We start from the raw sequence: 13,622 nt of genomic DNA, 5'->3' as shown, positions 1-13,622 counted from the left end.
GGCGGCGGCCCCCTGGGCGGGAGCACGCGGGCGGACCGGGCGAGCGTACGACGGACCGCGCACCGGTTCGCCACGCCGGGGGTATCGATCGGGAAACGACGGCGGGCCCGCACCCCCGGCGAAGGGGGTACGGGCCCGCCGTACGGACGACAGCTGCGATCAGACCGCGGCCGGGTCCTCCTCGACGAGGAGGTTGCGGGTGCGGTTCGGGTCCACCAGGATGCCGGGGCCGATGGTGGTCGAGAACGCGGTCTTCTTGATGTAGCGGCCCTTGGCGGCGGACGGCTTGGCGCGGAGCACCTCGTCCAGCGCGGCGGCGTAGTTCTCGACCAGCTGCTCGTCGGTGAAGGAGGCCTTACCGATGATGAAGTGCAGGTTCGAGTGCTTGTCGACGCGGAACTCGATCTTGCCGCCCTTGATGTCGTTGACAGCCTTGGCGACATCGGGGGTGACGGTGCCGGTCTTCGGGTTCGGCATCAGGCCACGGGGACCGAGCACGCGGCCGAGGCGGCCGACCTTGCCCATGAGGTCCGGGGTGGCGACGACGGCGTCGAAGTCCAGCTTGCCCTTGGCGACCTCGTCGATGAGCTCGTCGGCACCGACGATGTCGGCACCCGCAGCACGCGCGGCCTCGGCACGCTCGCCGGTCGCGAAGACCAGGACCCGAGCGGTCTTACCGGTGCCGTGCGGGAGGATCACGGTGCTGCGGACCATCTGGTCGGCCTTGCGCGGGTCGACACCCAGACGCATGGCGACCTCGACGGTGCCGTCGAACTTGCTGGTGCTGGTCGCCTTGGCGAGGCGGATGGCCTCGAGGGGGGCGTAAAGGCGCTCGCGGTCGACCTGGGCGTCCGCGGCCTTCAGGGCCTTGCTGCGCTTCATAGCTGCTCCTGAATGGTGATGGGAGTTGTGGTATTCACGGGCCAGCGCAGGCCCTACCACGGGGGACGAGAAGGGGTGATCAGCCCTCGACGGTGATGCCCATCGACCGGGCGGTGCCGGCGATGATCTTCTCCGCGGCGTCCAGGTCGTTGGCGTTCAGGTCGGGCATCTTGGTGGTGGCGATCTCGCGGACCTGGGCGCTGCTGAGCTTGGCGACCTTGGTCTTGTGCGGCTCGCTGGAGCCCTTCTCGATGCCGGCGGCCTTCAGGATGAGGCGCGCGGCCGGCGGCGTCTTCGTGATGAAGGTGAAGGAACGGTCGTCGTAGACCGTGATCTCCACCGGCACGATCATGCCGCGCTGCGACTCGGTCGCGGCGTTGTAGGCCTTGCAGAACTCCATGATGTTGACGCCGTGCTGACCCAGCGCGGGGCCGACCGGCGGGGCCGGGTTGGCCGCACCGGCGTTGATCTGGAGCTTGATAAGCCCCGTGACCTTCTTCTTCTTGGGAGGCATGTCTCTCCGGGTCCTTCCGAGAGGTGATTGCTGGTGTGCGCGGAACCGGGGCGACACCCGGTCGCCAGCACACACATCGGACCAGGCTAACGCCTCGGCGTCGCTGGACCAAAACGGATTCGGGGCGGGCCCGCAGGCCCGCCCCGAATCCGAAGACGGTGGGACTAGTTCTTCTGGATCTGGTCGAAGGAGAGCTCGACCGGGGTCTCCCGGCCGAAGATCTCGACCAGGCCCTTGACCTTCTTCGAGTCCGGGTTGATCTCGTTGATGGTCGCCTGGAGGGTGGCGAACGGGCCGTCGGTGACGGTGACCGAGTCGCCGACCTCGAAGTCGAGCACCTGGATCTCGCTGGGCTTGACCGGCGAGGGCTTGCCGGCCTCCTTGGCCGCCTGGCGCTCGACGTCGGGGGCGAGCATCTTGACGACCTCGTCCAGGGTCAGCGGGTACGGGTCGTAGGCGTTGCCGACGAAGCCGGTGACACCGGGGGTGTTGCGCACGACGCCCCAGGACTCCGGGGTGAGGTCCATGCGCACCAGGACGTAGCCGGGGAGCTTGTTCTGGCGGATGGTCTTGCGGTCGCCGTTCTTGATCTGGACGACCTCCTCCTGCGGCACCTCGGCCTGGAAGATGTACTCCTCGACGTTGAGGGAGACCGCGCGCTGCTCCAGGTTCTGCTTCACCCGGTTCTCGTAGCCGGCGTAGGTGTGGATCACGTACCACTCGCCCGGCATGAACCGCAGGTCCTCGCGGAACTTGGCGACCGGGTCGACCTCCTCGACCTCTTCGGCCGACTCGGCCTCGGTCTCCTCGGCGGCGGTCTCCTCGGTGGCGGCCTCCTCGGCCGGCTCCTCGTCGGACTCCACGTGCAGCGCGGCCTCCTCGGCCGACTCCCCGGCCTCGGCCTCGTCGTGCGCCTCGGCCTCGTCCTCGTCGGCGTCGACGGCGTCCACGATCTGCTGCTCGTCGGTCTCGACGTCGTCAGCCAGCTCGGCCGCGTCCTCGGCGGCGACATCCGCCTCGCGGACGGTCTCGTCGGCGTCGTACAGGGGGGACTCAGACACGGTGGCTGCTTCTTTCCTGGAGATGGTGAAGGTGGCGCGCTCCGCGACAAGCCGGCGACGCTCCGCTCACGCGGTCGCCGGAAGTTCGCCTCGGAGACTTCAACAGTACCGAGTCAACGGTAGCGGCCCCATCCCGCCGACGCAGACAGCTCGACCCGGGCCGAGGACCGGCCCGGGTCGGGGAAGCTGATTCGAAGGTGAACGGCTGCGTCAGCCGAAGATCCAGATGGCGGCCTTGGAGAAGCCGTAGTCGAGGCCCCACACGAAGGCCATCACGACCACGACGAACACGACCACGACGCTGGTGTAGCTCATCAGCTGGTTGCGGGTCGGCCAGACGACCTTGCGGAGTTCGGCGATGATCTGCCGGTAGAACAGCGCGAGCCGGGCGAAGACGCCCTTCTTGCCGCGCTTGCCGGACTTCTTGTCGCCAGAGCGCTTGCGGCGCGACTCGCCCTCCGCGGGCGTGGTCTCGGCAGCGCCGTCGGTCCCCTCGGGGTTGCCGCTCTCAGGCGTTGCGGTGGAGCCCGTGGTCTCCGTCACTCGTCCTCACCTGAATCCGGGTCCTGCCGGACGTCGACTGCGTGCCCGAAAAGGGCACGAGCGGCCGGCTAACGGTGCTGATCGGCGCCCTCTCCGCATCAAGCCCGCTCGCTCTGCGGAGCGAACGGGCTGAGTACGGATCAAGCAGCAGGGCAAGAGGGACTTGAACCCCCAACCGCCGGTTTTGGAGACCGGTGCTCTACCAATTGAGCTATTGCCCTACGGAACCTCGCGGCCCCAGTAGCGACCACCAACCTACCGCATCTTCCACCGATCCCCGTACAGGTTCTGTACGGCGGCGGAGGCTCCGGTTCGTTCGGTGGCCGTCGAGCAGTGAGTGTACGTGGTCGGAGGGCGTTTGGTCGAACCTCTTCTTCTCCTTCTTCTCCTGCTGTCACTTCGGGTCCCACCGGGCCGCCATGTGGACGGCCCCGTACATATCGTGAAACCGCCATGCCCGCGCCGTGTGCGGTCTGCGACCATGCAGGCATGAGCGCTTCCACCCCGCAGCCCGACAGTTCCGTCCGCCCCGCCGACCGCCGCGTCTCCGCCCGGATCGGCGCGATCGCCGAGTCCGCCACCCTCGCCGTGGACGCCAAGGCCAAGGCCCTCAAGGCGGCCGGCCGTCCGGTCATCGGCTTCGGCGCCGGCGAGCCGGACTTCCCCACCCCGGACTACATCGTCGAGACGGCCGTCGAGGCCTGCCGCGACCCGAAGAACCACCGCTACACCCCGGCCGGCGGCCTGCCGGAGCTCAAGGAGGCGATCGCGGCCAAGACGCTGCGCGACTCCGGCTACGCGGTGGACGCCTCCCAGGTGCTGGTGACCAACGGCGGCAAGCAGGCGATCTACGAGGCGTTCGCCGCGATCCTCGACCCGGGCGACGAGGTCATCGTCCCGGCGCCGTACTGGACCACCTACCCGGAGTCGATCCAGCTGGCCGGCGGCGTGCCGGTGGAGGTCGTGACCGACGAGACCACCGGCTACAAGGTCTCGGTCGAGCAGCTGGAGGCCGCCCGCACCGAGAACACCAAGGTGGTGCTGTTCGTCTCGCCGTCCAACCCGACCGGCGCGGTGTACACCCGGGCCGAGGCCGAGGCGATCGGCCGCTGGGCCCTGGAGCACGGGCTGTGGGTGCTCACCGACGAGATCTACGAGCACCTGGTCTACGGCGACGCCGAGTTCACCTCGCTGCCGGCCCTGCTGCCCGAGCTGGCCGACAAGACCATCGTGGTCAACGGCGTCGCCAAGACCTACGCGATGACCGGCTGGCGGGTGGGCTGGGTGATCGGCCCCAAGGACGTCGTCAAGGCGGCCACCAACCTGCAGTCGCACGCCACCTCGAACGTCTCCAACGTGGCCCAGCGCGCCGCCCTGGCCGCCGTCGCCGGCGACCTCTCCGCCGTCCACGAGATGCGCACCGCCTTCGACCGGCGCCGGCGCGCCATCGTGAAGATGCTCAACGAGATCGACGGCGTGGTCTGCCCCGAGCCCGAGGGCGCCTTCTACGTCTACCCGTCGGTCAAGGCCCTGCTGGGCAAGGAGATCCGCGGGCAGCGCCCGCAGACCTCCGCCGAGCTGGCCTCGCTGATCCTGGACGAGGCCGAGGTCGCGGTCGTCCCCGGCGAGGCCTTCGGCACCCCCGGCTACCTGCGGCTCTCCTACGCGCTGGGCGACGCCGACCTCGCCGAGGGCGTCGGCCGCGTCCAGAAGCTGCTGGGCGAGGCCCGCGACTGATCTTTTGAGGCTCGCTCGCCTCCGGGCCGCTCGGACCCGGTGCCGACGGTCGGCGCTCCAACGCCGCGACTTCGTCACGGCGTCCTCGCTTCTCCCTTTCGACACCGGCGCGGCCCTTCGGCTCGCTCGCCCGGGCTCGCGTCAACCGTGATTGACCCGACCGCCCTCTTTCCACCCCTTCGGGGGACGGGAAGAGGGCGGTTCCCGTGGACCCCCCTGATGCGGCAGGATTCGTGAATGGAACGCCTGCTGAACCCGCGAGACGTCAGGGACCTTCCGAAGGCCCACCTGCACCTGCACTTCACCGGCTCGATGCGCCCGGCCACCCTGCTGGAGCTGGCCGACAAGCACGGGATCCGGCTGCCGGAGGCGCTCAGCTCCGGCGAGCCGCCCAAGCTGCGGGCCACCGACGAACGCGGCTGGTTCCGCTTCCAGCGCCTCTACGACACCGCCCGCTCCTGCCTGCGCGACGAGAGCGACATCCGCCGGCTGGTCCGGGAGACCGCCGAGGACGAGCGGCGGGACGGCTCCCGCTGGCTGGAGATCCAGGTCGACCCGACCTCCTACGCGCCCCGGCTGGGCGGCCTGATCCCCGCCCTGGAGCTGATCCTGGACGCGGTGGACGACGCCGCCGCGGCCACCGGGGTCGGCATCCGGGTCCTGGTCGCCGCCAACCGGATGAAGTCCCCGATGGACGCCCGGACCCTGGCCCGGCTCGCCGTCCGCTACGCCGACCGGGGCGTGGTCGGCTTCGGCCTCTCCAACGACGAGCGGCGCGGCCTGGCCCGCGACTTCGACCGGGCCTTCGACATCGCCCGCAACGGCGGGCTGCTGGCCGCCCCGCACGGCGGCGAGCTGGCCGGCCCGGAGTCCGTCCGGGACTGCCTGGACGACCTCGGCGCCGGCCGGATCGGCCACGGCGTGCGGGCGGCCGAGGACGAGCGGCTGATGCAGCGGCTGGCCGACCGTCAGATCACCTGCGAGGTCTGCCCGTCCTCCAACGTCTCGCTCGGCGTCTACGAGCACCCCGAGGAGGTCCCGCTGCGGCGGCTGTTCGACGCCGGGGTGCCGCTCGCGCTCGGCGCCGACGACCCGCTGCTGTTCGGCACCCGGCTCGCCGCCCAGTACGACCTGACCCGCGACGTCCTGGGCTTCTCCGACCAGGAACTGGCCGAGCTGGCCCGCCAGTCGGTGCGCGGCTCGTGCGCGCCCGCGAGCGTGAAGAAGGAGCTGCTGGCCGACGTCGACGCCTGGCTGACCGCCTGAGCGGCCGCTACAGGCTGACGCCCACCATCACCGGCTCGTTGACCAGCTCCACGCCGAAGGCGGCCCGCACGCCGTCGCGGATCTCCCGGGCCAGGGCGAGCAGGTCCTCGGTGGTGGCGGCGCCGCGGTTGGTGAGCGCCAGGGTGTGCTTGCCGGAGAGGGTCGCCGGGCCGCTGCCGTAGCCCTTGCCGAACCCGGCCTTGTCGATCAGCCAGGCGGCCGAGGTCTTGGTGCCCCCGTCCGGCGCCGGGTAGGCGGGGGCGGTCAGCTCGCGCCCGGCGGCCACCGCCAGGAAGGCGGCGTACTGCCCGGCGCTCAGCACCGGGTTGGTGAAGAAGGAGCCGGCCGACCAGGTGTCGTGGTCCGCCGCGTCCAGCACCATGCCCTTGCCGGCCCGCAGGCCGAGCACCGCGTCGTGCGCCTCGCGCAGGCCGACCCGCTCGTCCTGGGCCACCCCGAAGTGCTTGGCGACCTCGGCGTAGCGGACCGGGGTGGAGCGCCCGGCGGCGTCCTCCAGCGCGAAGCGGACCCGCAGCACCACATAGCGGTCCGGCTCCGCCTTGAAGCGGCTGTGCCGGTAGGAGAAGGCGCAGGCCTCGTTGCCGAGGGTGACGGTCCCGCCGGAGCGGCGGTCGTAGGCGACCACCTCGGTGACCGTCCGGGCGACCTCCTGGCCGTACGCGCCGACGTTCTGCACCGGCGTGGCGCCGGCCGAGCCGGGGATGCCGGCCAGGAACTCGAGGCCGGCCAGGCCCGCGTCCACGGTGCGGGCCACCGCCTCGGCCCACACCTCGCCGGCCGCCAGCTCCAGCGCGGTGCCGTCGAGGGCGAAGCCGGTGGTGGCGATCCGCAGCACGGTGCCGGGGAAGCCGGCGTCGCCGATCACCAGGTTGGAGCCGCCGCCGATCACCAGCAGCGGCTCCCCCGCCGCGTCCGCGGCGCGGACTACGGCGATCACCTCGTCATCGGTGTGCGCGGTCACCAGGCGGCGGGCCGGGCCGCCGAGCCGCAGGGTGGTCAGCGGGGCGAGGGGGGCGTCGAGTTCTTCCAGCACGCCCCCAGCGTACGGGGGTCCCGTACGCTCCCCCGCCCGGGCCGGGGCGCGCTCAGGCCAGCCGGACGACCGCCCGGGACAGGCCGAGCACCTTCTGGCCGCCGTAGGTCGCCAGCAGGTCGACCTGGACCTTCCGGTCGTCGAGCAGCTTGGCGACCTTGCCGGTGACCTCGATCACCGAGCCGACCCCGTCGTTGGGCACCGGCACCGGGCGGGTGAACCGGACGCCGTACTCGACCACCGCGGCCGGGTCGCCGACCCAGTCGGTGACCACCCGGATCGCCTCGGCCATGGTGAACATGCCGTGCGCGATGACGTCGGGCAGGCCGACCTCCAGGGCGAACTTCTCGTTCCAGTGGATCGGGTTGAAGTCGCCGGAGGCGCCCGCGTACTGCACCAGTGTGGCGCGGGTCACCGGGAAGGACTGCGCCGGCAGCTCGGTGCCGGCCTCGACCTCGTCGTAGCTGACCGTCATCGGGCTCACTCCCCCGTCTTCTCGTCGGCGGCCCGGGCCACCAGGGTCATGACGGACGTCACCACGTGCTCGCCGGACTCGTCCGCGATCTCGCCGCGCACGGTGAGCACGTCGTTGCCGGCCAGCGACTTGATGTTGTCGACGGTGACCGCGACGGTCAGCCGGTCGCCGGCCCGCACCGGGCGGGTGTAGCTGAACTTCTGGTCGCCGTGCACCACCCGGCTGTAGTCGAGGCCGAGCTCGGGGTCCTGGACCACCTGGGCGGAGGCCCGCATGCTGAGCAGGATCGGGAAGGTCGGCGGCGCGATCACGTCCGGGTGGCCGAGTTCCTTGGCCGCCTCGGGGTCGGTGTACGCCGGGTTGGCGTCACCCACGGCGACGGCGAACTCGCGAATCTTCTCGCGGCCGACCTCGTAGGGCTCGGTGGGCGGATACGTCCGCCCGATGAAGGAGGGGTCGAGTGCCATCGGCGAGCTCCTCGGAAACGCGGTGGACAAACGAAAAAAACTCCGGACCGCAACCCAGTGAGGGATGCGGCCCGGAGTCGGAGACCTGAATTCACACAGGCCCGATGCCCTACGAGAGGGTCAGCGGGTCTCGCGGTGCGCAGTGTGCGAGTTGCAGCGGGGGCAGTGCTTCTTCATCTCAAGACGGTCCGGGTCGTTACGCCGGTTCTTCTTGGTGATGTAGTTCCGCTCCTTGCACTCCACGCAGGCCAGCGTGATCTTCGGGCGGACATCGGTGGCAGCCACGGGAGTGCCTTCCTTGGACAATGAATAAGAACACAGACAAGAGTAGCCGACCGGGAGTGCGATCTCCCGACCGACTACGCGGGGTAGCGGTGACCGGACTTGAACCGGTGACACAGCGATTATGAGCCGCTTGCTCTACCAACTGAGCTACACCGCCACGGTGATCCTGAGCACAGCCGAAGCCGACTCCCTCTCACCAGAGCCCCCATGCGGAATCGAACCGCAGACCTTCTCCTTACCATGGAGACGCTCTACCGACTGAGCTATAGGGGCGAACGAGGAAGAGATTACACGTTCCGCGCCCAGAGGTGAAATCCGTATCCGGCGGCGAAGTCCGCAGGTCCGCGACGCGCACGGCCGATCGATCGAAGGCCGGGCGTTCGACCGGCCTCCGCGGCCGCGGCCCGACCCGATACGACTATTGCCCGCCTCCCGGCACCCCGGGCCCGCCGCCCGTAGGCTCGTCGCTCATTGACGCGAGCAGGAGCCGGACGCGAGAAGGAGCCGGGCGATGGACAGCGCAGCCGCCGACGGACCGCAGCCCGGAGGCGGCCCGGCCGCCAACCCGCTCGGGCACGGACCCGTCCTGTTGCTCACCGGGGCCAGGCTGGCGGACGGCCGGGTGGTGGACGTGCGGATCAGCGGCGACCGGATCCAGGCCGTCGGCACCGCCGGCGGACTCGGCCCGCTGCCGGCCCTGCCCGGCGCCCCCACCGTCACCACCGGGGCCCGGATCGACCTGCGCGGCTACCTGCTGCTGCCCGCCCCCGCCGAGGCGCACGCGCACTACGACGTGGCCTTCTCCGCCGCGCTGCCCACGCCCCCGCCGGAGAGCCCCACCGACCTCACCCGCCGGGTCACCGAGGCCGCGCTGACCTCGCTCGGCTACGGCGCGACCGCCCAGCGCACCCACGTCCGGATCGGCGACGTGCACGGGCTGCGCCGGCTGGAGGCGGTGCTCACGGCCCAGCAGGCGCTGCGCGGCCTCGCCGAGCTGCAGGCGGTGGCGATGCCCCGGCTGCTCACCGGCCGGGCCGGGGCGGACGGCCGGGCCCAGCTGCGGGAGGCGCTCAAGCTCGGCGCCACCGCGGCGGGCGGCTGCCCCGAGCTGGACCCCGACCCGGCGGGCTACGTCCAGCTGCTGCTGGAGGCCGCCCGGGAGGCGGACTGTCCGGTGGACCTGCACACCGCCGCCGCCGACCCGGGCCGGCTGGCCCGGCTGGCCGGGGCGCTCGCCCCGCTGCGGCCCCGGGTGGTGCTCGGGCCGTGCGGGTCGCTCGCACCGGGCGCCTCGACGGTGCTGGCCAACGCCGGGATCCGGGTGGTCTGCCTGCCGCAGAACGGCGGCTGCGCGGGGCTGGAGGGCCTGGCCTCCGGGCTGCGGCCGGCGCTGCTGCGCGAGCTGGTGAGGGCCCGGGTGCCGCTGGCGGCCGGCAGCGGATCGCTGCGGGACGGCGCCAATCCGGTCGGGCGGGCCGATCCGCTGGAGGCCGCCTATCTGCTGGCGGCGAACGGCGTGCTGGACGTGGAGGCGGCCTACGACGCGGTGTCCAACCAGGCGCGGCTGGCGCTCGGGCTGCCGCCGGTACGGGTGGACGCCGGCTTCCCGGCCGAGCTGCTGGCGGTGCGCGGGGACAGCCTGGCCGGGGCGCTGGCGGGCGGGCACAGCCGGCTCGTGGTGCACAGCGGACGGGTGGTCAGCCGGACCAGCGCGGTGCGCGAGTTCGCCGACACGGTGGCCCTGGCGCTGCCCCGGCAGGCGGACGGCACGGACGGGCGCGGGCCGAACGAGTGATCGGGGCGCGCGGCATGGCGCCGCGCGCCCCTCCCCCACTGGCTGGCCGCCGGAGCGGCGAAGCGGCCCCGGGGGGCCTGTCGAAGACAGGCCCCGTGCATCCCCCACATGGAGCGGGGCCGCTTCCTCACCGCTGACGCTACGCCCGCGAACGGCCGGTTCCGGTGGCTCTTGACGCGTTGTTGGCGGCGGAGCGGCCGCCCTTGACGGCTCGTTGACGCGCGGGTCGTCAGGGCTCGTAGCGGTAGCCGATCCCGGGCTCGGTGATCAGATGGCGCGGCCGGGCCGGGTCGCGCTCCAGCTTCCGCCGCAGACCGGCCAGGTAGACCCGCAGGTAGTTGCCGTGCTGCTCCTGGGCCGGCCCCCACACCTCGCGCAGGATCTGCCGCCCGGGCACCAGCCGGCCGGGGCTGGCCAGCAGCAGGGCGAGGATCCGCCACTCGGTCGGGGTGAGCCGCACCGGGCCGTCCGGGCCGGTCACCGTGCCGGCGGCGAGGTCCACGGTGTGGTCGCCGATCACCGGCGCGGACCCGGCCGGGCCGGCGACCGGCGGGCGGCGCAGCACGGCCCGCAGCCGGGCCAGCAGCTCCTCCATCAGGAACGGCTTGGTGAGGTAGTCGTCGGCGCCCGCGTCCAGCGCGTCGACCTTGTCGGCGGCGCCGGAGCGGCCGGACAGCACGATGATCGGCACCGCGCTGCGGCGGCGCAGACCGCGCAGGACGTCCATGCCGTCCAGGTCGGGCAGGCCGAGGTCGAGCAGGACGGCGTCCGGGCTGTGGTGCGCGGCGCGGTCCAGGGCCTCGCCGCCGGTGGCCGCGGTGCGGACGGCGTACTGCCGGGCGCCCAGGTTGATCCGCAGGGTGCGCAGCAGCGCGGGCTCGTCGTCGACGACGAGGATCTCACTCATGCGGGGGCCTCCCCCGGGTCCTCGGACGGCGGGCGCCCAGACAGCAGGAAGTCGGACGGCGGGAAGTCGGACGGCGGCTTCGCGGCGGGCAGGGTGAGCAGCATGGTGGTGCCGCCGCCGGGGGTGTCCTCGACCTCCAGGCTGCCGCCCATGGCCTCGGCCAGGCCGCGGGAGAGGGCGAGGCCGAGGCCGACGCCGGTGGTGTTGTCGGTGTCCCCGAGGCGCTGGAACGGCAGGAACACCCGGTCACGGTCCTCGGGGGCGATGCCGGGGCCGCGGTCGATCACCCGCAGCTCGACCCGCTCGGCGTGGTGGCTGGCGGCGACCAGGACGGGCGCACCGGGGGCGTTGTGCCGCAGCGCGTTGGTGATCACGTTGGCGAGGACGCGCTCCAGCAGCGGCGGATCGGCGAGGACGGGCGGCACGGTCTCCAGGTCGAGCGGCTGGACGGGCGCGTACGGGTCGGCGAGCGAGTCGAGGGCGCGCGGCAGGATCTCGTCGAGGTGGGTCTCGGCGAGGTGGAGGGTGAGCGCCCCGGCCTGGAGGCGGCTCATGTCGAGCAGGTTGTCCACCAGACGGGTGAGTTTGACGAGCGACTCGTCGGCGGTGGCGAGCAGTTCGGCCTGGTCCTCGGGCGAGAACTCGACGTCGGGGCTGCGCAGCGAGCCGACCGAGGCGAGCGCGGCGGCGAGCGGGGTGCGCAGGTCGTGGCTGACGGCGGCGAGCAGGGCGGTGCGCATCCGGTCGGCGGCCTTGATCGGTTCGACCTCGGCGGCGACCACGGCGAGCCGGTCGCGTTCCAGGGCGGCGGCGACGTGCGCGGCGAAGGCGGTGAGCACCCGCTGGTCGGCGGCGGGCAGCCGGCGGCCGGTGAGGACGAGGACGGCGTCGGGGCCGACCGGGACCTCGGTGGGCTCGTCGGCCTGCCCCGGGCCGGGTTCGCCGCCGCCGTCGCAGGAGGCCAGCACCTCGCCGCCGGTGCGCTCCAGCAGGGCGACGGTCCGCATGCCGAAGGCGGTGCGGGACTTCTCCAGCAGGGCGGGCAGCGCGTCGGCGCCGCGCAGCACGCTGCCGGCCAGGGTGGACAGGGTCTCGGCCTCGGCGGTGGCCCGGGCGGCCCGGGCGGTGAGCCGGGTGGCGTGGTCGACCACGGTGGAGACGGTCAGCGCGACGGCGGCGAAGACCACCAGGGCGATGATGTTGTTGGTCTCGCCGATGGTGAAGTTGTGGACGGGCGGGATGAAGAAGTAGTTGAGCAGCACCGAGGCGACCAGTGAGGCCACCAGCGCCGAGGTCGCGCCGCCGAGCAGGGCCACCGCCACGACGCCGAGCTGGAAGATCAGCGCGTCCGTGGTGAGGTTGACGGTCTCGTGGAACTGCGAGAGCAGCGCCGTCAGCAGCCAGGGCACCACCAGGCCGGAGAGGAAGCCGGCGACGGTGCGCCGCCGGGAGTGGCGGCGGCCGAGCGAGGGCAGCCGGCCGCGGCCGGTGAACTCGTGGGTGACCATGTGGACGTCGATGTCCTCGGAGGCGTCCACGGTGGTCTCGCCGATGCCGGGGCCGGTGAGGAAGCGGGTGATCCGGCCGCGTCGGCTGGTGCCGAGGACGAGCTGGGTGGCGTCGTGGGCGCGGGCGAAGGCGAGCAGCGAGGTGGGGATGTCGTCGCCGACGACCACGTGGTAGCTGCCGCCGAGGCTCTCCACCAGCTGCCGCTGCTGGGCGAGCGCGCCGGAGGAGGCGCCGGCCAGCCCGTCGCTGCGGGTGACGTGCACGGCGAGCAGGTCGCCGCCGGCGGTGCGGTCCGAGATGCGGGCGGCGCGGCGGATCAGCGTCTCGCCCTCGGGTCCGCCGGTGAGGGCGACCACGACGCGCTCGCGGGTCTCCCAGACCCGGTCGATGTTGTGGCTGGCCCGGTAGTCGCGCAGGCCCTCGTCGACCCGCCCGGCCACCCAGAGCAGGGCGAGTTCGCGCAGGGCGGTGAGGTTGCCGACCCGGAAGTAGTGGGAGAGCGCGGCGTCCACCTTCTCCGCCCTGTAGACGTTGCCGTGGGCCATCCGGCGGCGCAGCGCCTGGGGGGCCATGTCGACGAGTTCGATCTGCTCGGCCCGGCGGACCACCTCGTCCGGGACGGTTTCGCGCTGGGGGGTGCCGGTGATCTTGCGGACGACGTCGTTCAGCGATTCCAGGTGCTGGATGTTGACGGTGGTGATGACGTCGATCCCGGCGTCCAGCAGGTCCTCGACGTCCTGCCAGCGCTTGCCGTTGCGCCCGCCGGGGATGTTGGTGTGGGCGAGTTCGTCGACCAGCACCACGGTGGGCCTGCGCGCGATCACCGCGTCGAGGTCCATCTCCTCGAAGTCGGTGTCCCGGTAGGAGCGGTGGACCCGCGGCAGGACCTCCAGGCTGTCGAGCATGGCCTCGGTGTGCCGGCGGCCGTGGCACTCGATGTAGCCGACGACGACGTCCGCGCCGCGGTCCTGTCTGCGCCGTGCCTCGTCCAGCATCCGGTAGGTCTTGCCGACACCGGGGGCGGAGCCGAGGTACACCCTCAGCCGGCCGCGTCGGTGGCCGGTGCCGGGGGTGAGGTCGCGGGCCATGGGCGCTGCTCTTTCGTCGTCTGCGGCGTACGGAGGGAC

At 72.4% G+C, this 13,622-nt stretch carries 13 protein-coding genes and 3 tRNA genes; 3 read left to right on the top strand and 13 right to left on the bottom strand.

Annotated elements, in window-relative coordinates:
- Positions 1-159: 159 nt before the first annotated feature.
- From rplA to ACFCLZ_RS22550, 5 genes are all read right to left on the bottom strand, one after another.
- Complete coding sequence (rplA, locus tag ACFCLZ_RS22570) at positions 160-882, bottom strand: 50S ribosomal protein L1 (RefSeq protein ID WP_045939618.1); 723 nt, start codon at positions 880-882, stop codon at positions 160-162.
- A 79-nt stretch (positions 883-961) separates the two neighbouring features.
- On the bottom strand, positions 962-1,396 hold the full coding sequence (gene rplK / locus ACFCLZ_RS22565) for a 50S ribosomal protein L11 (protein ID WP_380278691.1): 435 nt from the start codon (positions 1,394-1,396) through the stop codon (positions 962-964).
- Between the two features lie 164 nt (positions 1,397-1,560).
- Complete coding sequence (gene nusG, locus ACFCLZ_RS22560; RefSeq protein WP_380278689.1) at positions 1,561-2,457, bottom strand: transcription termination/antitermination protein NusG; 897 nt, start codon at positions 2,455-2,457, stop codon at positions 1,561-1,563.
- A gap of 210 nt (positions 2,458-2,667) precedes the next feature.
- Positions 2,668-3,000 (bottom strand): preprotein translocase subunit SecE, encoded by a 333-nt coding sequence (gene secE / locus ACFCLZ_RS22555; RefSeq protein ID WP_380278687.1) that lies wholly within the window; start codon positions 2,998-3,000, stop codon positions 2,668-2,670.
- Between the two features lie 148 nt (positions 3,001-3,148).
- Positions 3,149-3,221 (bottom strand) — tRNA-Trp (locus ACFCLZ_RS22550).
- 268 nt (positions 3,222-3,489) lie between these two features.
- Between ACFCLZ_RS22550 and ACFCLZ_RS22545 the strand changes: the two genes are divergently transcribed.
- Entirely contained in the window at positions 3,490-4,737 is a 1,248-nt protein-coding gene (locus ACFCLZ_RS22545) for a pyridoxal phosphate-dependent aminotransferase (RefSeq protein ID WP_380278685.1), read from the top strand.
- A 237-nt stretch (positions 4,738-4,974) separates the two neighbouring features.
- Positions 4,975-6,003, top strand: a complete 1,029-nt coding sequence (locus ACFCLZ_RS22540) for an adenosine deaminase (protein WP_380278683.1) — start codon at positions 4,975-4,977, stop codon at positions 6,001-6,003.
- A gap of 7 nt (positions 6,004-6,010) precedes the next feature.
- Here ACFCLZ_RS22540 and ACFCLZ_RS22535 read toward each other — a convergent pair whose 3' ends face one another.
- The 6 genes from ACFCLZ_RS22535 to ACFCLZ_RS22510 form a co-directional block, all read right to left on the bottom strand.
- Positions 6,011-7,054, bottom strand: a complete 1,044-nt coding sequence (locus ACFCLZ_RS22535) for a UDP-N-acetylmuramate dehydrogenase (RefSeq protein ID WP_380286244.1) — start codon at positions 7,052-7,054, stop codon at positions 6,011-6,013.
- 55 nt (positions 7,055-7,109) lie between these two features.
- Positions 7,110-7,532 (bottom strand): MaoC family dehydratase, encoded by a 423-nt coding sequence (locus tag ACFCLZ_RS22530; RefSeq protein WP_380278681.1) that lies wholly within the window; start codon positions 7,530-7,532, stop codon positions 7,110-7,112.
- Positions 7,533-7,537: 5 nt separating this feature from the next.
- Positions 7,538-7,999, bottom strand: a complete 462-nt coding sequence (locus ACFCLZ_RS22525; protein WP_380278679.1) for a MaoC family dehydratase N-terminal domain-containing protein — start codon at positions 7,997-7,999, stop codon at positions 7,538-7,540.
- Positions 8,000-8,119: 120 nt separating this feature from the next.
- A complete protein-coding gene (gene rpmG / locus ACFCLZ_RS22520) occupies positions 8,120-8,284 on the bottom strand; it encodes a 50S ribosomal protein L33 (RefSeq protein ID WP_006604855.1) in 165 nt (54 codons plus the stop codon).
- Positions 8,285-8,368: 84 nt separating this feature from the next.
- A tRNA-Met gene (locus tag ACFCLZ_RS22515) sits at positions 8,369-8,441 on the bottom strand.
- Between the two features lie 43 nt (positions 8,442-8,484).
- Positions 8,485-8,557: transfer RNA gene (locus tag ACFCLZ_RS22510), tRNA-Thr, on the bottom strand.
- Between the two features lie 238 nt (positions 8,558-8,795).
- Between ACFCLZ_RS22510 and ACFCLZ_RS22505 the strand changes: the two genes are divergently transcribed.
- The gene (locus ACFCLZ_RS22505) at positions 8,796-10,079 is read left to right on the top strand and encodes a hydrolase (protein ID WP_380278677.1); all 1,284 of its coding nucleotides are present in this window, start codon (positions 8,796-8,798) and stop codon (positions 10,077-10,079) included.
- 229 nt (positions 10,080-10,308) lie between these two features.
- On the opposite strand, the gene ACFCLZ_RS22500 is transcribed toward ACFCLZ_RS22505, so the two are convergent.
- Positions 10,309-10,986 carry a response regulator gene (locus tag ACFCLZ_RS22500; protein WP_380278675.1) on the bottom strand — a complete coding sequence of 226 codons (678 nt, stop codon included), beginning with the start codon at positions 10,984-10,986 and terminating at the stop codon, positions 10,309-10,311.
- Positions 10,983-13,583 (bottom strand): ATP-binding protein, encoded by a 2,601-nt coding sequence (locus tag ACFCLZ_RS22495; protein ID WP_380278673.1) that lies wholly within the window; start codon positions 13,581-13,583, stop codon positions 10,983-10,985. The genes ACFCLZ_RS22500 and ACFCLZ_RS22495 overlap by 4 nt, the downstream gene beginning before the upstream one ends.
- Positions 13,584-13,622: the final 39 nt, after the last annotated feature.

This window comes from Kitasatospora purpeofusca (genome assembly GCF_042691725.1).
Lineage (GTDB): Bacteria > Actinomycetota > Actinomycetes > Streptomycetales > Streptomycetaceae > Kitasatospora > Kitasatospora purpeofusca_B.
This window is presented reverse-complemented; position numbering and strand designations above follow the sequence as displayed.